This window comes from Halomonas meridiana, assembly GCF_009846525.1.
GTDB lineage: Bacteria > Pseudomonadota > Gammaproteobacteria > Pseudomonadales > Halomonadaceae > Vreelandella.
In genome coordinates this window covers 1252088-1274292 of sequence record NZ_CP024621.1, presented here as the reverse complement: position 1 = coordinate 1274292, position 22205 = coordinate 1252088, and the positions used below count along the sequence as shown (strand labels likewise).

Below are 22205 nucleotides of genomic sequence, written 5' to 3'. Positions count from 1 at the left end.
CGTCAGACGATGATTGGCATTAACGTCCAGATTTGACGCGGTTCCAGGTGCGCGTGCGAGCACGCAATAGTTCCTGGGGTTTCTCGACTTGAACGTAGAGGTTCTTCATCACGTCGGTCTCGGGGTAAATGGCCGGGTCGTTGATCAGTTCATCGGACAGGTACTCGTTAGCCGCCAGGTTGGGGTTGGCGTAACGCACGTACTCGCTTATCTCAGCGGCGATTTCCGGGTCGAGGATGAAGTTGATGAAGGCGTGAGCGTTCTCGGGGTTCGGCGCATCCGCCGGCACCGCCATCATGTCGAACCAGAGGGCAGCGCCCTCTTTCGGAATGCTGTAACCGATGGTGAAGTCGCGACCCGCTTCTTCGGCACGCGCAGCGGCTTGGAAGATATCGCCAGAGTAACCTGCGGCCACGCAAATATCGCCGTTGGCGAGGTCAGACACGTAACGCGAAGAGTGGAAGTACGTAATGTTGTCACGAACGTTGGCGATCAGCTCACCGGCGGCTTCGATGTCTTCGACGGTCTCGTTCAGCGGATCCAAACCAAGGTAAACCATGGCCGGCGACAGCATTTCATCGCCTGAATCCATCATGGCCAGGCCGCAGCCTGCTTCGCTCAGCTGGGTGGTGATTTCCGGGTCGAACAGCAGCGCCCAGCTATCCAACGGAGCATCGTCACCGAGAATTTCGGTGACACGCTCGACGTTATAGCCGATGCCATTCGTACCCCACATGTAAGGAACGGAGTATTCGCTACCTGGGTCGATGGACTCGAGGTTGGCCATCAGCTCAGGGTCGAGGTTGTCCAGGTTGGGCAGCAGCTCGTGGTCGAGCGGCTGAAACACGCCTGCTTTGAGTTGGCGCGTAAAGTAGTAGGTTGACGGCACCACCACGTCATAGCCTGAACGGCCGGACAGCAGCGCAGCGTCGAGAATTTCGTTACTGTCGTACACATCGTACGTTACTTCGATACCGGTACGCTCGGTGAACTTCTCCAGCGTTTCCGGGGCGATATAGTCAGACCAGTTGTATACCCGCACTTCGTCAGCGTGGGCAGCGGCAGCCGCTACGGCGAAAGAGATGGCCGTAACGGCCCCTGAAAGTTTTTGGATGTTCCCCATTGACCTACTCCTAAAATGTAAAGTCCACACCATCACAGCCCACGTTCGGCCACCGGCTGTTCGTTGGCAGGTGTCGTCATGTGCCCACCGAATCCAACTGAAAACAGCTTAGGCGATTATCGCAACCGTGCGAATTTTGCGGTGCAGTGCCGTCTATCGCAAGAGTAACTGAAAAATTCTTGTATTCAGGAGCTACCGCCCCCACCTCAAGGGTCGCTGACGGTAGCCACATCGTTCAATAGCCACTACCTATTGGAAAGATTCGCTTTTCCAATTTTAGCTATTAGTCGTAGTCCGCTACCATGAGCAACAACTTTTTCTACTGCCATTCACCTTTTGTGGAGACGTTCTGAATGTCTTTGATCAACACTGAAGTAAAACCGTTTAAAGCCACCGCTTACCTGAACGGCGAGTTTATCGACGTCACTGAAGCGGATTTGAAAGGTCAGTGGTCCATCTTCTTCTTCTACCCGGCCGACTTCACGTTCGTCTGCCCGACTGAGCTTGGCGACTTGGCCGACAACTACGAAGCCTTCAAGAAGCTGGGCGTCGAGATCTACAGCGTGTCTACCGACACTCACTTCACCCACAAAGCATGGCACGACAGCTCTGACACCATCGGTAAGCTCCAGTACCCGATGATCGCTGACCCGACCCTACAGATTTCTCGCAACTTCGAAGTTCTGATCGAAGAAGCAGGTCTGGCCGAGCGCGGCACCTTCGTCGTCGACCCGGATGGCAAAATTCAGATCGTCGAAATCAATGCTGGCAACATCGGTCGTAATGCCGAAGAGCTGCTGCGTAAAGTGAAGGCTGCTCAGTACGTTCGTGAAAACCCGAACGAAGTGTGCCCGGCCAAATGGAAAGAAGGCGAAGAGACCCTTGCCCCGTCTCTGGACCTCGTAGGCAAAATCTAAATCGCCTACCGCTGCCCCAAAGGCAGCACGACACCCGGGCACTCGGCCCGGGTGTTTTGTTTAAGTACCCGTATCACCGCATCCCTGTTTTCCCTAGCACCATCGGCTGCCCGACTAATTCGGCAGCGTGCGTTTTAGGTCGAGAACGACTTACTGCTGACTGCGAGGAAGCCACTGTCATGCTGGACGCCAATTTAAAAAATCAGTTGAAAGCTTACCTGGAAAAAGTGACTCAACCGTTCGAGATCGTTGCGTCCCTCGATGACGGTGCCAAGTCACGTGAATTGCTGGGTTTGCTGGAAGATATCAGCAGCCTCACCGATAAGATTACTCTGCACACCGACGGGCAAGACAGCCGTACCCCGTCGTTTGCTATCAACCGCCCCGGCGAAGAGACCGGCGTGGTATTTGCTGGCATCCCCATGGGCCACGAGTTCACCTCGCTGGTACTGGCGCTGCTGCAAGTGGGTGGCCACCCACCCAAGACTTCTCAAGAACTGCTCGATCAGATCAAAGCCCTCGACGGCGAGATGCTGTTCGAGACCTACTACTCGCTCTCCTGCCAGAACTGCCCGGATGTCGTGCAAGCGCTGAACCTGATGGCGATCTTCAACCCGAAGGTGCGCCACGTCGCCATCGACGGTGCGCTGTTCCAGGATGAAGTCGAATCGCGCGAAATCATGTCCGTGCCCAGCATCTACTTGAACGGCAAGCCGTTCGACCAGGGCCGCATGACCCTCGAACAGATTCTGGCCAAAGTAGATACCGGCGCTGCCGAACGTGAAGCCAAGAAGCTGAGCGAAAAAGCCGCGTTTGACACCCTCGTTATCGGCGGCGGCCCGGCAGGTGCGTCGGCAGCGATCTACTCTGCCCGTAAGGGCATCAATACCGGCGTTGCTGCCGAACGTTTTGGCGGCCAAGTTGCCGACACCATGGGCATCGAGAACTTCATCTCCGTCACCCATACCGAAGGCCCCAAGCTGGTCAGCGCCCTTGAAGAACACGTCAAAGAGTACGACGTCGACGTGATGAACCTCCAGCGCGCCACGTCGTTCAAAGCGGCGGAAGCCGAAGGCGGCCTGCACGAAGTCACTTTCGAGTCCGGTGCCAAGCTGAAAAGCAAGACCCTGGTACTGGCGACCGGTGCTCGCTGGCGTGAAATGAACGTGCCCGGCGAGCAGGAGTACCGCAACAAAGGCGTTGCCTACTGCCCTCACTGCGACGGCCCGCTGTTCAAAGGCAAGCGTGTGGCGGTCATTGGTGGCGGTAACTCTGGCGTCGAAGCCGCGATCGACCTAGCCGGTATCGTCGGTCACGTGACCCTGGTGGAGTTCATGGGTGAAATGCGCGCCGACGCGGTACTGCAGAAGAAGCTGAAGAGCTTGCCGAACGTGGATATCGTGCTGAATGCCCAAACGACTGAAGTCACCGGTGACGGCAGCCGTGTCAACGGCCTGACCTACAAAGATCGCAACACCGATGAAGTGAAGAGCATCGAGCTGGAAGGCATCTTCGTACAAATCGGCCTGGTACCCAATACCGAGTGGCTGAAAGGCTCACCCATCGAAATGTCACCCCGTGGCGAGATCATCGTCGATGCCCACGGCATGACCTCGGTGCCCGGCGTGTTCGCCGCCGGCGATGTTACCACCGTGCCCTACAAGCAGATCATCATTGCCATGGGCGAAGGTGCCAAAGCATCACTGGGAGCCTTCGACTATCTGATTCGTAATTAAGCGAATGACTGGCTAAGAGGGCGGCCGTGCCGCCCTACTGAGTTCGTTCCCTTTGACGTGAAGACCGTGACGTCGCGCCCGCCTCCCTGCGGGCGTTTTTTTATGCGCGGGCGCTACACACCGAGCAGGCGGGGTCTCTCGGCACCTGAAAATGGCGCCACTGGCCGGTCAAACCATCGAAGGTAGATAAGCCTTGATGCGTCCTCCCCGCGCCGCTTAAAAGCTTAAACGCTTCCACCGCCTGGAAGCAGCCAATCAGCCCTACCAGCGGAGCCATGACACCGCTCTCTGCACAGCTCAGCGCTTCGTCGTCGCTGTCTGCTGGCGGGTAGAGGCAGGCGTAGCAAGGGCACGCCTCATCACGCGGGTCGAACACCGCCAGCTGGCCCGAAAAGCGAATCGCCGCGCCGGAAATCAGCGGCACGCCTGCCTGCTGGGAGGCGGCATTGATGGCATAGCGGCTGGAGAAACGGTCGGTACAGTCCAGCACCACATCGGCCGAGGCCACCAGTGCAGTGAGCGCTTCGCCTTCTGCGTGCTGCTCTACCGCCACGACCTGGCACTCAGGATTGAGCGCCTGCATACGCTCCTTGGCTGAACGCGCTTTGTTCACCCCCAGGCTTGCCTGATGATGGGCAATTTGGCGCTGCAAATTGGTTAGCTCGACATGGTCAGCATCGGCGATGGTAATGGTGCCTACGCCCGCCGCCGCGAGATAGAGCGCCACCGGCGAGCCCAGCCCACCGGCACCGATGATCAGCGCATGGGCAGCGCGCAAGCGCTCCTGCCCTTCAATGTCCACCTCAGGCAGCATGATTTGGCGGCTGTAACGCAGCAGCGCCTGGTCGTCCATCATCGCGTTACTTATCCTCAAATTCCTCGAAGTCGGGGATGTGCAGGCTAAAGCTCTCCTTCACCTCTTCCATCACCACGTAGCTTTTCGACTCTTTCACGCCGGGCAGGGTCAGCACCACATCGCCCAATAGCTGACGATACGCGGCCATTTCGGGAATGCGGCACTTCAAAATGTAGTCGAACTGCCCAGAGACCAAATGGCACTCCTGAATTTGCGGCAGCTTCTCCACCGCACGGCGAAACTCGTCGAACACGGCAGGTGACTGGGTTTCCAGGCTAATTTCCACGAAGACCAGCAGGTTCGCCTTGAGTGCCCGAGGGTCGAGAATGGCCTGATAGCCGCGAATGATTCCCGCACGCTCCAGGCGCTTGACGCGCTCTAGGCAAGGGGTTGTGGATAACCCAACCTCTGACGCGAGGTCTACATAAGAGATGCGCGCGTTCTCTTGCAGGCAGCGCAAAATTTTCAGGTCGATACGGTCCAGCGTTCTATTTTTTGGTTTCATGGCAGGATCCAATACTGATGAATCAGGCAGTTAGTCGAGATGCCCCAGGGTAACCCGTTCATGGCCGCCGATGTCTTGCACGCTTTCAACGTTTTGATAGCCCGCATGAATCAGCGCTTGGCGAACGAGGGGCGCCTGCTGGTAGCCGTGCTCCAGCGCCAGCCAGCCGCCCGACGAAAGAAACCTTTGCGCAGCGGTGATCAGATGCAGCAGGTCGGCCATGCCATCGGCCCCGGCCACCAGCGCTGAACGCGGCTCGAAGCGCACGTCACCCTCGGCTAAATGCGGGTCGTCGGCTGCGATGTAAGGCGGATTACTGACGATGATGTCAAAAGCCGCGCCCTCAGGCGGCGCCGTCAGCGCGGCAAACCAGTCGCTTACCAGAAAAGTTGTGTTGGTGATGCGCAGCGACTGAGTATTGTGAGTGGCTAGTGCCACTGCTTCCGGGCGAACATCGACCCCAACGACCTGCCATGCCGGTCGTTCACTGGCAAAGGCCAGCGCGATGGCCCCAGTACCCGTGCCCAGGTCGAGCAGCCTGCCGGTTGGCGTGCCGGCACGCGCTAGCGCGGCCTCTACTAGCGTTTCGGTATCGGGGCGGGGAATCAGCGTGGAGGGAGAGGTCGCCAGCGGCAACCCCCAAAACTCGCGCTCTCCGGTCAAATAAGCCACCGGCTGGCCCAGGGCGCGGGCGGCGACCAGTGCATCAAAGCGGGCATGTTCCCAAGTCGGGCATTCACCATCGCCCCAGGTGTATAGCCATGTGCGGCTGCGCCCCGTGGCGAAGGCCATCAGCACCTCGGCATCGATCCGTGGCGATGGCGAACCGGCGCGCTGCAGCCGCTGGGCCGCGCTGTTCAGCAAGGCATCGAACGTCATTACGCGTCCTGCAGGGCCGAAAGCTGTTCCGCTTGGTACTCATGAATCAGCGGCTCGATCACATCGTCCAACTGCTCACCGCTCACTATTTCGGTCAGCTTGTAGAGCGTCAGGTTGATGCGGTGGTCGGTAATGCGCCCCTGAGGAAAGTTGTAAGTGCGGATACGCTCGCTGCGGTCACCAGAGCCTACCAACGAGCGGCGGGCATCGGCTTGCTCCTGGCGCTGGGAATCCACGGCGTTGCGCTTGAGCTTGGCGGCCAGCAGCGACATCGCTTTAGCGCGGTTCTTGTGCTGGCTTCGCTCTTCCTGGCACTCCACCACCACGCCGGTGGGCAGGTGGGTAATCCGAATCGCGGAGTCGGTGGTGTTGACGTGCTGCCCACCGGCACCGCTGGAGCGGTAGGTATCGACCCGCAAATCGGCCGGATTGATATCGATATCGCCCACTTCGTCCACCTCGGGCATCACCGCGACGGTGCACGCTGACGTGTGGATACGCCCCTGGGATTCGGTCGCCGGTACGCGCTGCACCCGGTGAGCGCCCGATTCGAACTTGAGCCGTGCATAAACGCCATCGCCCTTCACCCGGGAGATCACTTCTTTATAACCGCCCTGCTCGCCGTGGCTAGCGCTAACAATTTCGACGCGCCAGCCGCGCTTTTCCGCATAGCGGGAGTACATACGAAACAGGTCGCCCGCAAAAATCGCCGCTTCATCGCCCCCGGTGCCCGCGCGCACTTCCAAGAAGACGCCGCGACCATCGTCCGGATCTTTCGGAATCAGCAGGCGCTTGAGTTCTGCATCGAGCGTTTCCAACTGCTCGCGGCCATCGAGAATCTCCATCTCGGCCAGCTCGCGCATCTCGGGGTCGCTATCGCGGCTGAGCTGCTCGGCCTCGGCAATGCCCTGTTCCACGTCGAGGTAGCGTTTCCACGCGGCGACCAGCTCTTCGAGTTCGGCGTACTCACGGGAGTAGTCGCGAAAGCGCTGCTGATGGTTGATCACCTCAGGATCGGACAGCAGCATGGCCAGCTCTTCGAACCGGTCGGAAAAGCTGTCTAAACGTTGGCGCAAAGTCTCTTTCATGCGGGCGTATCATCCTTCTGGCGTTTTGCCGAGGGCGCAGGCTGCTCGAAGGCGGGCTTCGGTGGTAGCAGCAGGCGCGGCGCGGCGCTGAGCAAATCGTGGTTTTCCTGGGCGGCCGCTTCGCGAATGGTCAGCGTCGGCTGATGCATGAAGCGGTTAGCGAGCTGGTGCGCCAAACGCTCGACCACTTTGGCAGGGTCTTCGCCTTTGGCCAGGCGCTCCAACGCTTGGTCGCGGGCTTGGTCGCGCAGCGATTCACCGTGACGCCGAAAATCGCGAATCACCTCGCCCCCGTTGCGTACCCGCCGCTCCTGCTGCCAGCTCCCCACGCCGTGTTCGATCAGCGACTCGGCTTGGTCGGCCGCAACCTGGCGATGACGCCGATTTTCTTCGATCACCTCTTCCAGGTCATCGACGGTATAGAGGAACACGTCCGCCAGCTCCCCCACTTCCGGCTCGATATCCCGGGGCACGGCGATGTCTACCATGAAGACCGGGCGATGGCGGCGCTTTTTCAGCGCCCGCTCGACCATACCCTTGCCCAGAATCGGCAGCGGCGAGGCAGTGGAAGAGATGACGATGTCGGCGCGTTCCAGCGCATCGGGAATCTCCGGCAGCGTAATCGCCGTCCCCCCCAGCGAGGAAGAGACCTGCTCGGCACGCTCTCGAGTACGGTTGGCAACGGTGAGCTGGCGCACCCCGGCTTCGTGCAGGTGACGGGCCACCAGCTCGATGGTCTCACCGGCCCCAATCAGTAACGCGTTGGCGCGGCTGAAATCATCGAATATGCGGCTAGCCATGCTCACGGCAGCATAGGCAACGGACACCGGATTTTTACCGATGCCAGTTTCGGTGCGCACCTGTTTGGCCACGGCAAACGTGTGCTGGAACAGGCGCTCCAGCTCACCGCCCAGGCCTTTGGCCTGACGCGCCTGCTGATAGGCCTCTTTCAACTGGCCGAGAATTTGCGGCTCGCCCAACACCATGGAGTCCAGACCCACGGCCACGCGCATCAAGTGCCGAGCGGCGTCGTTGTCGTGGTAGTGGTAAGCGCAGCGGGAGAGTTCTTCCACGCGTAAATTGTGAAAACGACCCAGCCAGTCCAGCACGGTCTGCTCACCGGCGGCATCCGTCACACAGTAGAGTTCCGTGCGATTACACGTCGAAAGCACCGCCGCTTCGCTGATGTGCGGCAGGCTACGCAGCTCGGCCAACGCGCTTTCTAGCTGCGTCGGCGTAAAGGCTACCTGCTCACGCACCGCTACGGTGGCAGTACGATGATTGATTCCCAGGGCAAGAAGCGTCATGGGTTATGCGTCTTCGCTAGTGGATCGGTCGTCACGTCACTGTCGGTCATTGTTTCTTGGCTTGCTGATACAAGTCTAAGAGAGCAGCCTATTGAGTGAATTGCGCTGACTCGGCTCTTTTTCAAGGTGGATCATTCTATCACAGCCGAGCATCTTCTGGCGCACACCACTTTGCCGCAGGCAGCCAAGCCGCTATGCTGAACACTCGGCCACTTGATCGAGATACGCATGCCCCATCGCGCAACACTTCTGGGTATTCCCCTTTCGTTTTCGGGTTTTCCACTGTTTCCCCTGGCCGCCACGCTGCTACTGAGCGGCTGCCAGCTCTCGCCTGCGCTGTTGGGTGACGACGAGCACGCTCGCGTCGAAGACCCCATGGCCTCGGCGCCGCCCGTCACGCGCGGGTTAGATGCCGCTGGGTTGAGCACCCTGCTGGCAGCGGAGCTGGCCGGGCAGCGCGGCGACTATCGCTATGCGGGGCAAGGCTATCTCGACGCCGCGCAGCGCTATCCCTCACCGGGGCTTGCCGAACGCGCTACCTTCGCCGCTCGGTTTGGCAACGACGCTGCGCTAATGGAAGCCTCGGCGATGCGCTGGCGGGAACTCGCCCCCCGCGCAGAAACGCCCAATCGCCTGCTGGCATCGCTGTCGCTGCAGCGGGGCGACTGGCTCGACAGCCTCGAGCAGCGGCTCGCCATTGCTGAAGCAGATGGCAACGGCGAGATTGCCACCTTCGCCGAAATTGCGGTGGCCGAAGAGGCACCGCTGCGGCTACTGGCACAGCAGCTACGCAGCTATCTGGCCCAGCCCGCAATATCTGAACGCGAGTTTCATAGCGACGTCCTGCTCGGCACGGCACTGATCGAAGCCGCCTTAGGCGAAACGCAAACGGCCCAGCGTTATTTAGATGAAGTAGAGCAGCAGGAGCCCGAGTCCGCCGCCCTGTGGCTGGCGAAAGCCCGCTTAGCGCTGGAAACCGGCGACCACCGTGGCGCCCAGCAAGCCGCCCAACAGGGCTTGAGCCTAGCCCCTGACGACGTACGCTTCATCCTGATGCTGGCGCAGGCGGAAATTCGCCTCAACAACATCGCTGCCGCCGAAGTGCAAACCAACGCGCTGCTCGATAGCCACGGCGGCAACCAGGATTTGCGTATCGCGCTGGCGCAGCTCTACTTAGAAGAGGGCCACAGCGAGCCTGCCTACCGGTTACTGCAACCGCTGATCGGTCAAGAGAACATCCCCAACGTCGCCTATTTTCTGATGGGCGCGATTGCGCAGTCGCAGGGTGAAGTGGATAACGCCCTTCTTTACTACCGCCAGGTACACGAGGGCGAAGAGTTCCTGCCCGCCCGGGCCGCAGCCGCCAACATGCTGATTGAAGACGACCGCCTGCTGGACGCCCGTGCGTTCTTGCGCATCGAGCGTATGCGCCACGACGCCTATTTCGGCGACTTGGTCCGTTTAGAAGTGCAGCTATTGGACGAACTCTCACTGCAAGAGGACGCCACGGCGCTGCTGGATCGCGAAATCACCCGCACGCCGGATGACACCAGCCTGCTCTACCTACGCGCCATGCGCGCCTGGGAGATGGGTGACTTGGCAGGCATGGAGCGGGACTTACGGCAAATTCTGCGTACCGAGCCCAACAACGCCGATGCGCTGAACGCGCTGGGCTACACCCTCGCTGACCTCAACCTCCCCGGCAGGCTGGAAGAGGCCCGCGACCTCATCGAGCGTGCCTACGAAGCCGACCCGGATAACCCGGCGGTGCTCGACAGCATGGGGTGGGTGTACTTCCGCCTCGGTCAGCCCGACGACGCGCTGGCATGGTTGGAAAGCGCCTACGCTCAGATGCCCGACCAAGAAATTGCCGCCCACTTGGCTGAGGTGCTGCACTCGCTGGGCCGTAGCGACGAAGCGCGGCAACTCATCGAGCGCATTCTTCAGCGCGCGACGTATCATCCGCAAATCGATGACCTACTCGAGCGCTATCCTGAACTTACCCCCTCGCGCACGCCCTAAGGCATACGTTTTGTGGGCGCGCGTCACCGCCGCCCGCGTCTCCTCTTTACCGACAGCACGGACATGGAGCCAGTTATGTTGATCTCTTTTTTACACAGCACACCGACCTCGCCACGCTACCGCTCTGCGCGCCTATGGGTAGCTGCGCTGGCCATGGCCGCACTGGCGGGGTGTGCCAGCCAAGCGCCCGTCGATGAGAGTGGCCGTCAAGCCGGACAGTGGGAGCGCCAGCAGGCCGAGGTAGAAGCGTTCGATAGCTGGACGCTGGTCGGTAAAGCGGGTCTGCGCACGCCCCAGGAGAACACCAGCGCCAACCTGGACTGGAACCAAACGCCCTACTACTTCCGCATGCTGATCAGCGGCCCCTTCGGTGGCGGCCGCAGCGTTCTGGAGGGCCGTGAAGGACGTTTCTCACTGACCACCAGCGAAGGCCGTTTCGAAGCCGAAACCCCCGAAGCCTTGATGGAAGAGCAGCTTGGCTGGTCGTTACCGGTGCGCGCCATGCCCGACTGGGTGCGCGGCCTGCCCGGCGACCACGCCAGCTACCAGCTCGAAACCGACGAGCTGGGCTTCCCCAGCTTCTTGCAGCAGGACGGCTGGGACATCGATTACCGCGACTGGGAGCAGGCCGAAGGCATGTGGCTGCCGCGCCGCTTGGTGATGAACTACGGCGACGTGCGCATTACGCTGGTCGTCAACCAGTGGCAGGCGACGGAATAGGCTCCTCGGGCTGGCCCAGCGCCAGCCCTTTTTCATACGTTTAGCAGTAGAGAGACGGCATGTCCGCAATACCCCACACCCTTACCCTACCTGCTCCCGCCAAGCTGAACCGTATGCTGCATATCGTAGGGCGTCGCCCAAACGGTTACCATGAACTGCAGACGCTGTTTCAACTCATCGACCTGTGCGACTACCTGAGCATGACACTACGCCACGATGGCGTCATCGAACTCATGACGCCAATGGCAGGCGTCGCCCACGATGACAACCTGATCGTTCGGGCAGCCGCGTTATTGCAGCAGGCCAGCGGCACCCACCTAGGTGCGTCGATCACCATCGAGAAGCACCTGCCCATGGGCGGCGGTCTGGGTGGAGGCAGCTCCAACGCGGCCACCGTGCTCAAAGGACTCAACCAGCTCTGGCAGCTGGGGCTTAGCGATGCCTCCCTGGCAGAGCTGGGGCTAGCCTTGGGTGCCGACGTGCCGGTTTTCGTCCATGGCCGCAGCGCCTGGGCGGAAGGCATCGGCGAAAAGCTGACGCCCGTGACCCTCGACACTCCGTGGTTCGCGGTCATTCACCCCGGCATTAGCGTTTCCACCCCGGCCATCTTCCATGACTCGGAATTGACACGCGACAGCCTCCCCATTACTATGGCGCGCGCACTGCAGGGGGGAGTGGCCGAGTGGCGTAATGACTGCGAAGCTACCGTCAAAAAACGCTACCCGCATATTGCGGAAGCGCTTGACTGGCTCGCGCAGCATGCACCTAGTCGGCTGACGGGCACAGGCGCCTGTTTGTTTGCAGCATTCGATTCCGAAGAAGCTGCGCAAACGGTGGTTGAACAGGCTAATCAGCGCTGGCAAGCATGGGTCGCGCGCGGACTTAACACCTCTCCCCTACAAGATGCTCTGGGCTGCTGAAAGCGCCCGGTCATCGCATTAGGTTATTGCTGGGGTATCGCCAAGTGGTAAGGCACCGGTTTTTGGTATCGGCATTCCCAGGTTCGAATCCTGGTACCCCAGCCAATTCTAATGTTGATCTGCGTTTTCTCCCCTGATCCCCAACACTGCAAAGGTGGCTGCGCGTGTCAAAATTGATGGTTTTCACCGGGAATGCCAATCCCGAACTCGCTCAAAAGATTGCCGAGAGCTTAGACAGCCGTATGGGTAACGCAACGGTTGGTCAATTTAGCGACGGCGAAATCGCGGTCGAGATCAATGAGAACGTGCGTGGTAAGGATGTGTTCATCCTGCAATCCACCTGTGCCCCGACGAACGACAACCTGATGGAACTGATCCTGATGGTCGACGCTCTGCGTCGCGCCTCAGCGACCCGTATTACGGCAGTGGTTCCCTATTTTGGTTATGCCCGCCAGGACCGTCGTGTACGCTCCGCCCGTGTTCCCATCTCTGCCAAAGTCGTGGCGGACATGATGGTGAAAGCAGGCGTTGACCGCGTCATGACCATGGACCTGCACGCTGACCAAATCCAAGGTTTCTTCGACGTACCGGTTGATAACGTGTACGGCTCACCGATCCTGCTGGACGACATCGAGCGTCAAAACTACGACGATCTCGTGGTTGTTTCCCCCGATGTTGGTGGCGTTGTGCGTGCCCGCGCCATCGCCAAGCAGCTCAACGCCGATCTGGCCATCATCGACAAGCGTCGCCCTCAGGCGAACCAAGCCCAGGTGATGCACATAATCGGTGAAATCGAAGGCCGCACCTGCGTGGTCGTCGATGACATGATCGACACCGCCGGCACGCTGTGTAAAGCCGGTGAAGCTCTGAAAGACCACGGCGCTGCGCGCGTTGTTGCGTACGCCACGCATCCGATTTTGTCCGGCCCCGCGGTCGACAACATCACCAACTCTGTACTGGACGAGGTTGTCGTGACCGACACCATTCCGCTCGCCGACCACGCGCGTCGCAGCGGAAAAATTCGTCAGTTGAGCGTTGCTGGCCTGATTGCGGAAGCCATTCGCCGCGTCAGCAACGAGGAATCCGTCAGCGCGATGTTTCATTAACGCCTGACGTTATGAGCCCCCACTTGGGGCCCTGGAAACGTCGTCGTCTGGTCGCGGGCGGCGGCGTTTCCTTACTTAAACCAAGAGGCAAATTCCATGTCTGATTTTATCCTGCAAGCCAGCGTTCGTAACGACCTGGGGAAAGGTGCGAGCCGCCGCCTGCGTCGTGCGAACCAACAAGTACCGGCCGTTGTATACGGCGGTGAGAAAGGCGCTCAGTCGATCTCCGTAGAAAAAACTGCGTTCTACAAGGCGATCGAAGACGAGTCCTTCTTCTCCTCTGTCATCAAGCTGGTGATCGACGGTAAAGAAGAGCAAGTGGTTGTTCGTGACCTGCAGCGTCACCCGTTCAAGCCGCTGCTGACCCACGCTGACTTCCTGCGTGTTGACGCCACTCACGAAATCACCATGAACGTGCCGCTGCACGTGGTGAACGAAGAGAAGTGTGTCGGCATCAAAGACCAGGGCGGCGAACTGCACGTGCTGGCGAACGAAATCGCCATCAGCTGCTTGCCGAAAGACCTCCCGGACTTCCTGGAAGTGGACATCAGCAAGGTCGAGCTGGGCACTACCTTGCACCTGTCTGACCTGACCCTGCCGGCCGGCGTCACGTCTGTTGACCTGGCCCACGGTGAAGAGCACGACAACGCCATTCTGAGCATCACCAAAGTGAAAGTACGTGGCGATGACGAAGAAGAAGGCGAAGGTGAAGGCGACGCAGAAGGCAGCGCCGAGTAAGCCTTGCTAAAGGTGCTGACAGCCCACGCTGACCAGCGCTACCTGGGCCATGCTCGCATGGCCCAAGGATGTTAAAATCAAGCGCTTCGGCGCTTGATTTTTTTTTGCGGCACGGGGCTCGATAGCCTCAGTCAGCTGCCTGCGGAGGCAGCTCCGTCACACGTCGTCATATCTTCCAGAACCGTTGGAGGTGGGAAAATGAGCCAGGTAACGGCCATTATAGGACTGGGCAACCCAGGCGCTGAATACGACGCCACCCGACACAACGCGGGCTTTTGGCTAGTCGACGCCATTGCACGCAGCGCCCACACCGAACTGCGTCCTGAGAAAAAGTTTTTAGGGCTCTACGCCAAAGCCCGTGTGGGTGACCATGAGCTGCACTTGCTCAACCCCACCACGTTCATGAACCGTAGCGGTGCGGCGGTCGCAGCGCTTACCCAATTCTTCAAACTATCCCCGGAGAATCTGCTGGTCGCGCACGACGAGCTCGACCTTCCCCCGGGGCAGTCACGCTACAAAACCGGCGGCGGGCACGGCGGCCACAACGGGCTGCGCGATATTATCAGCGCCCTGGGCAACCAGAAGCAGTTTCACCGCGTGCGCATTGGCATTGGCCATCCCGGCGAGGCGAAGCAGGTGGTCAATTACGTGCTGGGCCGCCCCGGCAAGGCCGAGCAAGAAGCCATCGAGCGCTCGCTGGACGAGTGCCTGGCCACGCTGCCGCTCGCGCTTTCCGGCGACTGGGCTAAAGCCATGAACCGCCTACATAGCGTAAAATAGCAGCACGCTGTCGGACTCTATTACCACGCGTTACGAACGCACTCTTTTCACACCGGGCAGGTGCACGAACGGTTGCGCCGCCCTAGCGGTCAGGAAGTTATTTTATGGGCTTTAACTGCGGTATCGTCGGCCTACCCAACGTAGGCAAATCCACGCTCTTCAATGCGTTGACCAAGTCTGGCATTGATGCGGAGAACTTTCCGTTCTGCACCATCGAACCCAACGTCGGTATCGTACCGATGCCCGACCCGCGACTGGACAAGCTGGCGGCCATCGTAAAGCCCGAAAAAGTGCTGCCCACCACCATGGAGTTCGTGGACATCGCGGGCCTCGTAGCGGGCGCCTCCAAGGGGGAAGGCCTGGGTAACAAGTTCCTGGCCAATATTCGTGAAACCCAAGCGATTGCCCACGTGGTGCGCTGTTTCGATAACGACAACGTCATCCACGTCGCCAACCAGGTCGACCCCCGCGCCGATATCGAGACCATCAACCTGGAACTTGCCCTGGCCGACTTGGACACCGTCGAGAAAGCCAGCCAGCGCCTGGTGCGCGTGGTGAAAGGTGGCGACAAAGACGCCATTGCCACCAAAGCCGTGCTGGACAAGATCCAACCACATCTGGCCGAAGGCCAGCCGCTGCGCAGCTTTGGGCTAGACGAGGACGAGAAGCGCCAGGTGAAAAGCTTCGGCTTCTTGACCCTCAAGCCCACCATGTACATTGCCAACGTCAATGAAGATGGTTTCGAGAACAACCCCTACCTGGACATCGTCAAAGAGATCGCCGCCGAAGAAGGCGCGGTCGTCGTGCCGGTGTGCAACCAGCTAGAAGCCGAAATTGCCGAGCTCGAAGACGAAGAGCGCAGCATGTTCCTGGCCGAAATGGGCATGGAAGAGCCAGGACTCGACCGCGTGATTCGTGCGGGCTACGCCTTGCTGGGCCTGCAAACCTACTTCACCGCCGGTGTGAAAGAAGTCCGCGCCTGGACCGTGAAACAGGGCGCCAGCGCGCCGGAAGCCGCCGGTGTGATTCACACCGATTTCCAGAAGGGCTTCATTCGCGCCGAGGTCATCGCCTATGACGATTACGTCGCGCTGGGCGGTGAGCAAGGCGCCAAAGACAACGGCAAATGGCGCTTGGAAGGCAAAGAGTACATCGTCAAAGATGGCGACGTAATCCACTTCCGCTTCAACGTATAAGCGAGAAAAGAAATAAATGCTTGACGGGCGGCGTCTCCCTGAGTAATATTCGCCTCCGTTGAACGGCTACGTAGCTCAGCTGGTTAGAGCACATCACTCATAATGATGGGGTCCCCTGTTCAAATCAGGGCGTAGCCACCAACACCGAATTACGCTAGCAATAGCAAGGCCCGCTGACTAAGTCAGCGGGCCTTTTTCGTTTCTAACCGGGCGGTTGAATCAGGAGAGCGTTGGGCGATTCAGGAACACCGTCAGCGCCCGCGTCAGGTAATCCACATCTCGCGTGCCGGACGTTTCACGAATCGAGTGCATCGCCCACTGGGGCAATCCTACGTCGATGGTCGGCACGCCCACTTCCGTAGCGGTAATCGGCCCAATCGTGCTGCCGCAGCCCATATCCGCCCGGGTGACGAATGACTGCACCGGCACATCCGCTTCGCGGCACACATCCCGGAACAGCGCGCCGGTGACACTATTGGTGGCGTAGCGCTGGCTCGCGTTCACCTTGATCACCGGGCCACCGTTGATGGCCGGGCCGTGGCGCTCATCGTGCTTGTCGCGGAAGTTCGGGTGCAGCGCGTGGGCATTATCGCAGGAGATCATCAGCGACGACTGGATCAGCTGAATCAGCGACTCCTCACTGCCGCCACCGACCTGGGCGTTCAAGCGCTTTAGCACATCGCCCAGGAACGGCCCCTGTGCGCCGCAGGCGCTGGCACTGCCCACCTCTTCATGGTCGTTCGCCACCAGCAGCGCTCCTTGGCTGCCATCGCACTCCAGCAGCGCCTCTAGGGCAACGAAGCACGACAGCAGGTTATCCAGCCGTGCGCTGGCCAGCAGCTCTTTGCGCAGCCCAACCAGTGACGGCGGCTGAACGTCGTAAAAGCCCAGCTCGAAATCCACCACCTCGACCGCACGCAGGCCGTGCTGCTCTTCCAGCCACTGCCCCAATAGCTCGTGCAATTTGGCGGTATCGCTCTGCATCAGCACCGGTGCCATTTGCGTTTGCGGATTGATCGAGCGCCCCCCGTTCACGTCGCGGTCCATGTGGATCGCGAGGCTCGGAATCATCGCGATGGGGCGGTCTACGTTCAGCAGCACGCTTTCCAAACGGCCATCGGCATGGCGCACGTGTACACGCCCCGCCAAACCCAAATCGCGGTCGAACCAGGGGGCTAGCAGCACGCCGCCATATACCTGCACGCCCAACTGCAGCCAGCCGGCCGAGTACTGGGTCGCGTTGGGCTTCAGGCGCAGCCCTGGGCTATCGGTGTGAGCGCCCATCATACGCAGGCTAGTCAGTTTGCCAGCGGGTAACTGAAACGCGATCACCGACGAATCGTTACGCGTCACGTAGTAGCGCTTTCCTGGCGCGAGCTGCCAGTTCGCGGTCTCTTCCAGGCGCGTGAAGCCCGCCTGCTCCAAACGCTCAGTCATGCTCTGGGTGGCATGCCATGGCGTAGGCGACTGCTGCAAAAAATCGCACAGCCGCGTTAAACGTTCCGCGTTGAAAGCCTCGGACATGGAATTCCTCATAACAGTAATGATTGAGTCTCACAGGGGAAATGACCTGCTACAATGCTCCCTCGGCCTACGCAACTCATAGGCTAACTGCGGGTCTAGGGAAGAATGAGTGTACACAAATCCGGGAGAGCTTGACTGATGAGCTTGTTTGCAACGCTTTCGCGCTCGGTCGCCCTTGCCGTGATGCTGGTGATCACCAGCCCGGCAGCGCTGGCGCAACTCGCGCCGACCGACGAACAACGCCAAGCGGCAGTGGAAATTGCGGATTCACTCCGCTACGGCCACTATGCTGATATTACTTTCAACGAGCAGTGGTCGCAGGAAGCTTTCCAACGCTATCTGGATATTCTGGATGGTCAGCGCGCCTACCTACTGAACCGAGACATCGAACCCTATCGCCACCTTGAGAACGACATGGCCGACGTGCTGTTCGATGGCGACCTGGACGACGCTTTCGCCCTCTACAACCGCCTGAGCGAGCGTCACACCGCCCGCTTGGAGTGGCTGCTCGCCGAATTGGACGAAGGATTATCGCTGGAGTTCAACAGCGACGAGCGCCTGGAAGTGGATCGTGAAGACGCTCCCTGGGCCACCCGCGACAGCGAGCTGGACGAGCTATGGCGCAAACGGTTGAAAAACGACGCCCTGACCCTCGCTCTTACCGACCAGGACGCGGAGCAGATCGAAGACAACCTGCGCCAGCGCTACGAAGGTCAGCTCTCGCGATTACGCCAAGCGGAATCGGAAGATGTGTTTGGCCTGCTGATGGCCGCTATCTCCGGCACCATCGACCCACACACCGGCTACCTCTCCCCTCGTCAAGGCGAATCCTTCGATATTCAGATGAGCCTCTCGCTGGAAGGCATTGGCGCGCTGCTGCAAGCGGACGGTGAATACGTCAAAGTCTCCAGCCTCGTGCCCGGCGGCCCCGCTGAGCGCGCAGGCGTGCTGGAACCGGCCGACCGCATCATCGCCGTCGGCCAGGAAGAGGGCGAGATGGTCAACGTCGTCGGCATGCGCTTGGATAACGTCGTCGACCTGATTCGCGGCCCCAAAGGCTCCGTGGTGCGCCTGGACGTAGTGCCTGCCCAAGCCGTGGACATGACCCGCTCGCAAATCGTCGAGATCACCCGCGACACGGTCAGCTTGGAAGATCAGGCGGCTGACAGCGAAGTGATCGAAGTGATGCGCGACGGCGAGCCACATCGCATCGGCGTCATCAACGTGCCCACCTTCTACGTCGATTTCGACGCCTGGCAAGCCGGTGAAGAAGAGTATCGCAGCACCACCCGCGACGTGGCCCGCGAAATCGAGAACCTCAAACAAGCGGGTGTGGAAGGTATCGTGCTCGATCTGCGCAATAACGGCGGCGGCGCACTGCAAGAGGCCAACTCGCTGATCGGCCTGTTCATCGATCGTGGCCCCACCGTGCAGGTACGCGACGCCCAGGGCCGCATTCAGCTCTACGGCGACACCGAAGCAGGCACCGTGTACGACGGCCCACTTACCGTGCTGGTAAACCGCCTCTCGGCCTCTGCCTCGGAAATCTTCGCCGGTGCCATTCAAGACTATGGCCGCGGAATCGTGGTGGGCGCCTCGACCTTTGGTAAGGGTACCGTTCAAACCCTGAACGAGCTGAGCCACGGCGAGATCAAATTGACCCGCGCCAAGTTCTACCGCATTTCAGGTGACAGCACCCAAAATCGCGGTGTCGAACCGGACATCACCTTCCCCAGCCTGATCGACCCCGAGCGCATTGGCGAAAGCAGCCTGGATAACGCCCTGGCGTGGGACAACGTGCAAAACGTGCAGTACCGCCGTTACGGCGAGCCGGAACGCGTGTTGCCCGCGCTGATTGCTCGCCATGAAGAGCGCGCCAAAGAGAACCCCAACTTCCGCTACCTGGAGCGTCAGTCCACGCTGGCTCGCCAGCTGCGTGAACAGCACACCAGCGTCAGCCTGAACCGGGAACAGCGCCAACGCGAGCTAGAAGCCCAAGAAGCCGAACAGCTCTCACTGGAAAACCAGCGCCGCCGCGCCCTGGGGCTGCCTGAACTGGAAGAGTGGATGGACGCGCGTAGCGACGGCACCGCCGCCACGGAAGATGCCGAAGCTGAGAACGACAGCGACGACGAAGAGATGCCCGTGGACCGCGCCCACGTGCTCGAAGCCGCTGAAGTGCTGCTCGACTACGTTCACCTGCAAGAGAGCCAGCGCATGGCCAAGCGTTAACCCACGCTTACTCTGCGCTAGCAACAACAACGCCAGCCCGAGGGCTGGCGTTTTTTGTGGACGCTTGCTGGTACCGAAACGCTACTAGCAGAGGGCAGCACGCCGCGCCGGACGATCCCCCATACGCGCCAAACGCTGCGTCAGCGCCTCAAGCTGCACTGCACTCCCCTGCGCACCTGAATCAATAATCGACTGCGCCCAGGCAGGCAGCTGCGGCGCTAAACGGTAGTAAACCCACTGCCCTTCCCGCTGATCCATCAGCAGGCCGCACTGGCGCAGCTGCGCCAAATGGCGCGACACTTTGGGCTGGGACTCCTCCAGCGCGTAGGTCATCTCACACACGCACAGCGACTGCTCCTGGGCAATCAACAGCACCAGCATCAGCCGCGTTTCATCGCTCAAACACTTAAAGACCTGCAGCGCCTGCAGGCTAGCCGCTTTCCCCACGACACCTTCCCACGCTATAAATTGAAGCAACTAGTTTACGCGAAGCGTGGAAAAGCGTTAAGAAATGACTCGCCACAAACAGCCACGCACAAAAAAAAACCCAAAATGCCAGTTGGCAGCGGGCGGGCACTCATTTAGATAGGAAAGATGGTAAGCTAGATGGCTCCCCGAGCAGGACTCGAACCTGCGACCCAATGATTAACAGTCATTTGCTCTACCAACTGAGCTATCGGGGAACAACAGAAAGATCTTTAGCAGAACAGCAGCTTGGCTCCTCGAGCAGGACTCGAACCTGCGACCCAATGATTAACAGTCATTTGCTCTACCAACTGAGCTATCGAGGAACATCTTTTGCTGTTGCGTTTGAAGCAGAGCCTATCACTTATCAGTATTCACTTAAAATGTTCTAAGCAATTGTGCTGACAAGTGTTTTGGCTCCTCGAGCAGGACTCGAACCTGCGACCCAATGATTAACAGTCATTTGCTCTACCAACTGAGCTATCGAGGAACTGCTTAAACACGGTGCGTAGTATACTGATTGAATCGCGCGGGTCAAGTATCGATTATGGGGGAATGCTAGCCCCTGGTTTGCTGTGTCCGTATAATGCAGCCATTCGACGGCAGCGCTGCCGCTGTCTCACCGTTATTTCATTCATCCCTCGTCCACTTTGACGACCCATAGATGACAGGTACCGATGGCGAAGAAGCTCTTCATCAAAACGCACGGCTGCCAAATGAACGAGTACGACTCCTCGCGTATGGCGGACCTACTCGGCGAATCTCACCAGCTGGAGCTCACCGATAACGAGAAGGAGGCGGATGTCATCCTTCTCAACACCTGCTCCATTCGTGAAAAGGCGCAGGATAAGGTGTACCACCAGCTAGGCCGCTGGAAAAAGCTGAAAGACGCCAATCCCGATCTGGTAATTGGTGTGGGTGGCTGCGTGGCCAGCCAAGAGGGTGAGGCGCTGCGCAAACGCGCCCCTTACGTGGACATGATTTTTGGCCCGCAAACGCTGCACCGCGTGCCGAAAATGCTCGACGCACGCAACAACAACCAAATTGCGGCGGTGGACGTCACCTTTCCGGAAATCGAGAAGTTTGACCACTTGCCCCAGCCCAAGTCCGATGGCGCGACGGCCTTCGTCTCGGTCATGGAAGGCTGCTCTAAGTATTGTACGTTCTGCGTGGTGCCCTACACCCGTGGCGAAGAGGTCTCGCGCCCCTTCGAGGCGGTGATGGATGAAGTCATCCACCTGGCCGACCAGGGCGTGCGAGAGATCAACCTGCTGGGCCAGAACGTGAACGCCTACCGTGGCGAGAACGACGACGGCGACGAGATCGACCTGGCCGAGCTGATTGCCTGCGTAGCCGCCGTCGATGGCATTGACCGTATTCGCTTCACCACCTCGCATCCGGTGGAGTTCACCGACAGCCTCGTGGACGCCTTTGCCGAGATACCGGAGCTGGTCAGCCACCTGCACCTGCCGGTGCAATCAGGCTCTGATCGCATCCTTAGCGCCATGAAGCGCGGGCACACGGCAGAAGAGTACATCGAGAAGATGGAGCGTATCCGCGCGAACCGTCCGGATATCAGCTTCTCCTCCGACTTCATCATCGGCTTCCCCGGTGAAACGGAAGAAGATTTCGAAGCGACGATGGATCTGATCCATCGCATCGGCTTCGACCACTCGTTCAGCTTCGTTTACTCGGCGCGCCCCGGCACCCCGGCGTCTGGCTTGGCCGACGACACGCCGGAAAGCGTGAAGAAGCAGCGCCTCGCCATCCTGCAGGAGCGCATTCTGCAGCAGGCGGCGCAAATCAGTCGCCGTATGGTGGGTACCACGCAGCGCATTCTAGTGACCGGGTTTTCACCGAAAGACCCCGGTCAGCTCTCTGGGCGCACCGAAAACAACCGCGTAGTGAACTTCCGCGCGGCCAACCCGACCGAGCTGATCGGCTATTTCGTCGATGTCGAGATCACCGAAGCGCTACCCAACTCGCTGCGTGGCGAGCTTGCCTCTGGCGAGCGTTATTGATCGCTCGCGTATCCTAGGTAATTGCCCCGGCCCCGCCGGGGCAGTAAGCTGAGACTCACACACATCAACT

19 protein-coding genes and 5 tRNA genes are annotated in these 22205 nt (G+C 59.8%); 13 read left to right on the top strand and 11 right to left on the bottom strand.

Annotation, left to right across the window (positions count from 1 at the left end; genetic code table 11):
• Window positions 1–19 precede the first annotated feature (19 nt).
• Window positions 20–1123: a polyamine ABC transporter substrate-binding protein gene (locus CTT34_RS06265; protein ID WP_159341662.1), complete on the bottom strand. Its 1104-nt coding sequence runs from the start codon at window positions 1121–1123 to the stop codon at window positions 20–22.
• A 353-nt stretch (window positions 1124–1476) separates the two neighbouring features.
• Between CTT34_RS06265 and ahpC the strand changes: the two genes are divergently transcribed.
• Window positions 1477–2040 carry an alkyl hydroperoxide reductase subunit C gene (gene ahpC, locus CTT34_RS06260; protein ID WP_159341661.1) on the top strand — a complete coding sequence of 188 codons (564 nt, stop codon included), beginning with the start codon at window positions 1477–1479 and terminating at the stop codon, window positions 2038–2040.
• Window positions 2041–2219: 179 nt separating this feature from the next.
• Window positions 2220–3776 carry an alkyl hydroperoxide reductase subunit F gene (gene ahpF, locus CTT34_RS06255; protein WP_159341660.1) on the top strand — a complete coding sequence of 519 codons (1557 nt, stop codon included), beginning with the start codon at window positions 2220–2222 and terminating at the stop codon, window positions 3774–3776.
• Window positions 3777–3876: 100 nt separating this feature from the next.
• On the opposite strand, the gene CTT34_RS06250 is transcribed toward ahpF, so the two are convergent.
• The 5 genes from CTT34_RS06250 to hemA are packed head-to-tail and all read right to left on the bottom strand — an operon-like array spanning window position 3877 to window position 8411.
• Window positions 3877–4632 carry a HesA/MoeB/ThiF family protein gene (locus tag CTT34_RS06250; RefSeq protein WP_159341659.1) on the bottom strand — a complete coding sequence of 252 codons (756 nt, stop codon included), beginning with the start codon at window positions 4630–4632 and terminating at the stop codon, window positions 3877–3879.
• A gap of 4 nt (window positions 4633–4636) precedes the next feature.
• Entirely contained in the window at window positions 4637–5137 is a 501-nt protein-coding gene (locus CTT34_RS06245; protein ID WP_044628221.1) for an Lrp/AsnC ligand binding domain-containing protein, read from the bottom strand.
• Window positions 5138–5167: 30 nt separating this feature from the next.
• Complete coding sequence (gene prmC, locus CTT34_RS06240; RefSeq protein WP_159341658.1) at window positions 5168–6016, bottom strand: peptide chain release factor N(5)-glutamine methyltransferase; 849 nt, start codon at window positions 6014–6016, stop codon at window positions 5168–5170.
• Entirely contained in the window at window positions 6016–7104 is a 1089-nt protein-coding gene (prfA, locus tag CTT34_RS06235; RefSeq protein WP_159341657.1) for a peptide chain release factor 1, read from the bottom strand. Before prfA ends, prmC begins: the two co-directional genes overlap by 1 nt.
• Window positions 7101–8411 (bottom strand): glutamyl-tRNA reductase, encoded by a 1311-nt coding sequence (gene hemA / locus CTT34_RS06230; RefSeq protein ID WP_159341656.1) that lies wholly within the window; start codon window positions 8409–8411, stop codon window positions 7101–7103. Before hemA ends, prfA begins: the two co-directional genes overlap by 4 nt.
• 228 nt (window positions 8412–8639) lie before the next feature.
• On the opposite strand from hemA, the gene CTT34_RS06225 reads away from it, so the two are divergent.
• The 9 genes from CTT34_RS06225 (at window position 8640) to CTT34_RS06185 (ending at window position 16034) form a co-directional block, all read left to right on the top strand.
• A complete protein-coding gene (locus CTT34_RS06225) occupies window positions 8640–10433 on the top strand; it encodes a tetratricopeptide repeat protein (protein ID WP_159341655.1) in 1794 nt (597 codons plus the stop codon).
• A 75-nt stretch (window positions 10434–10508) separates the two neighbouring features.
• Entirely contained in the window at window positions 10509–11153 is a 645-nt protein-coding gene (gene lolB / locus CTT34_RS06220; RefSeq protein WP_159341654.1) for a lipoprotein insertase outer membrane protein LolB, read from the top strand.
• 59 nt (window positions 11154–11212) lie between these two features.
• Window positions 11213–12073 (top strand): 4-(cytidine 5'-diphospho)-2-C-methyl-D-erythritol kinase, encoded by an 861-nt coding sequence (ispE, locus tag CTT34_RS06215; RefSeq protein WP_159341653.1) that lies wholly within the window; start codon window positions 11213–11215, stop codon window positions 12071–12073.
• Window positions 12074–12103: 30 nt separating this feature from the next.
• Window positions 12104–12178: transfer RNA gene (locus CTT34_RS06210), tRNA-Gln, on the top strand.
• A 59-nt stretch (window positions 12179–12237) separates the two neighbouring features.
• Window positions 12238–13179, top strand: a complete 942-nt coding sequence (locus CTT34_RS06205) for a ribose-phosphate pyrophosphokinase (RefSeq protein WP_026001771.1) — start codon at window positions 12238–12240, stop codon at window positions 13177–13179.
• A gap of 96 nt (window positions 13180–13275) precedes the next feature.
• Entirely contained in the window at window positions 13276–13917 is a 642-nt protein-coding gene (locus tag CTT34_RS06200; RefSeq protein ID WP_159341652.1) for a 50S ribosomal protein L25/general stress protein Ctc, read from the top strand.
• 198 nt (window positions 13918–14115) lie between these two features.
• Window positions 14116–14697: an aminoacyl-tRNA hydrolase gene (pth, locus tag CTT34_RS06195; RefSeq protein ID WP_159341651.1), complete on the top strand. Its 582-nt coding sequence runs from the start codon at window positions 14116–14118 to the stop codon at window positions 14695–14697.
• A 104-nt stretch (window positions 14698–14801) separates the two neighbouring features.
• The gene (gene ychF / locus CTT34_RS06190) at window positions 14802–15893 is read left to right on the top strand and encodes a redox-regulated ATPase YchF (protein ID WP_159341650.1); all 1092 of its coding nucleotides are present in this window, start codon (window positions 14802–14804) and stop codon (window positions 15891–15893) included.
• Between the two features lie 64 nt (window positions 15894–15957).
• Window positions 15958–16034 (top strand) — tRNA-Met (locus tag CTT34_RS06185).
• 78 nt (window positions 16035–16112) lie between these two features.
• Here the strand turns inward: CTT34_RS06185 and CTT34_RS06180 are convergent.
• On the bottom strand, window positions 16113–17417 hold the full coding sequence (locus CTT34_RS06180; protein ID WP_159341649.1) for a M18 family aminopeptidase: 1305 nt from the start codon (window positions 17415–17417) through the stop codon (window positions 16113–16115).
• Window positions 17418–17555: 138 nt separating this feature from the next.
• Between CTT34_RS06180 and CTT34_RS06175 the strand changes: the two genes are divergently transcribed.
• A complete protein-coding gene (locus tag CTT34_RS06175) occupies window positions 17556–19649 on the top strand; it encodes a carboxy terminal-processing peptidase (protein ID WP_159341648.1) in 2094 nt (697 codons plus the stop codon).
• Between the two features lie 84 nt (window positions 19650–19733).
• Here the strand turns inward: CTT34_RS06175 and CTT34_RS06170 are convergent, their stop codons facing one another.
• The 4 genes from CTT34_RS06170 to CTT34_RS06155 all read right to left on the bottom strand — a co-directional run bounded on the left by CTT34_RS06170 (window position 19734) and on the right by CTT34_RS06155 (window position 20604).
• Window positions 19734–20096: a metalloregulator ArsR/SmtB family transcription factor gene (locus tag CTT34_RS06170; protein ID WP_159341647.1), complete on the bottom strand. Its 363-nt coding sequence runs from the start codon at window positions 20094–20096 to the stop codon at window positions 19734–19736.
• A 160-nt stretch (window positions 20097–20256) separates the two neighbouring features.
• Window positions 20257–20332, bottom strand: a tRNA-Asn gene (locus CTT34_RS06165).
• 32 nt (window positions 20333–20364) lie between these two features.
• A tRNA-Asn gene (locus CTT34_RS06160) sits at window positions 20365–20440 on the bottom strand.
• 88 nt (window positions 20441–20528) lie between these two features.
• Window positions 20529–20604: transfer RNA gene (locus tag CTT34_RS06155), tRNA-Asn, on the bottom strand.
• A 187-nt stretch (window positions 20605–20791) separates the two neighbouring features.
• Between CTT34_RS06155 and miaB the strand changes: the two genes are divergently transcribed.
• Window positions 20792–22135 carry a tRNA (N6-isopentenyl adenosine(37)-C2)-methylthiotransferase MiaB gene (miaB, locus tag CTT34_RS06150; RefSeq protein WP_159341646.1) on the top strand — a complete coding sequence of 448 codons (1344 nt, stop codon included), beginning with the start codon at window positions 20792–20794 and terminating at the stop codon, window positions 22133–22135.
• The last annotated feature ends 70 nt before the right edge of the window (window positions 22136–22205 follow it).

Excerpts from the sequence above, each read along its gene's own strand:
- CTT34_RS06265 (WP_159341662.1), bottom strand. The coding sequence starts at position 1,123 with ATGGGGAACATCCAAAAACTTTCAGGGGCCGTTACGGCCATCTCTTTC.
- ahpC (WP_159341661.1), top strand. The coding sequence starts at position 1,477 with ATGTCTTTGATCAACACTGAAGTAAAACCGTTTAAAGCCACCGCTTAC.
- ahpF (WP_159341660.1), top strand. The coding sequence starts at position 2,220 with ATGCTGGACGCCAATTTAAAAAATCAGTTGAAAGCTTACCTGGAAAAA.
- CTT34_RS06250 (WP_159341659.1), bottom strand. The coding sequence starts at position 4,632 with ATGATGGACGACCAGGCGCTGCTGCGTTACAGCCGCCAAATCATGCTG.
- CTT34_RS06245 (WP_044628221.1), bottom strand. The coding sequence starts at position 5,137 with ATGAAACCAAAAAATAGAACGCTGGACCGTATCGACCTGAAAATTTTG.
- prmC (WP_159341658.1), bottom strand. The coding sequence starts at position 6,016 with ATGACGTTCGATGCCTTGCTGAACAGCGCGGCCCAGCGGCTGCAGCGC.
- prfA (WP_159341657.1), bottom strand. The coding sequence starts at position 7,104 with ATGAAAGAGACTTTGCGCCAACGTTTAGACAGCTTTTCCGACCGGTTC.
- hemA (WP_159341656.1), bottom strand. The coding sequence starts at position 8,411 with ATGACGCTTCTTGCCCTGGGAATCAATCATCGTACTGCCACCGTAGCG.
- CTT34_RS06225 (WP_159341655.1), top strand. The coding sequence starts at position 8,640 with ATGCCCCATCGCGCAACACTTCTGGGTATTCCCCTTTCGTTTTCGGGT.
- lolB (WP_159341654.1), top strand. The coding sequence starts at position 10,509 with ATGTTGATCTCTTTTTTACACAGCACACCGACCTCGCCACGCTACCGC.
- ispE (WP_159341653.1), top strand. The coding sequence starts at position 11,213 with ATGTCCGCAATACCCCACACCCTTACCCTACCTGCTCCCGCCAAGCTG.
- CTT34_RS06200 (WP_159341652.1), top strand. The coding sequence starts at position 13,276 with ATGTCTGATTTTATCCTGCAAGCCAGCGTTCGTAACGACCTGGGGAAA.
- pth (WP_159341651.1), top strand. The coding sequence starts at position 14,116 with ATGAGCCAGGTAACGGCCATTATAGGACTGGGCAACCCAGGCGCTGAA.
- ychF (WP_159341650.1), top strand. The coding sequence starts at position 14,802 with ATGGGCTTTAACTGCGGTATCGTCGGCCTACCCAACGTAGGCAAATCC.
- CTT34_RS06180 (WP_159341649.1), bottom strand. The coding sequence starts at position 17,417 with ATGTCCGAGGCTTTCAACGCGGAACGTTTAACGCGGCTGTGCGATTTT.
- CTT34_RS06175 (WP_159341648.1), top strand. The coding sequence starts at position 17,556 with ATGAGCTTGTTTGCAACGCTTTCGCGCTCGGTCGCCCTTGCCGTGATG.
- miaB (WP_159341646.1), top strand. The coding sequence starts at position 20,792 with ATGGCGAAGAAGCTCTTCATCAAAACGCACGGCTGCCAAATGAACGAG.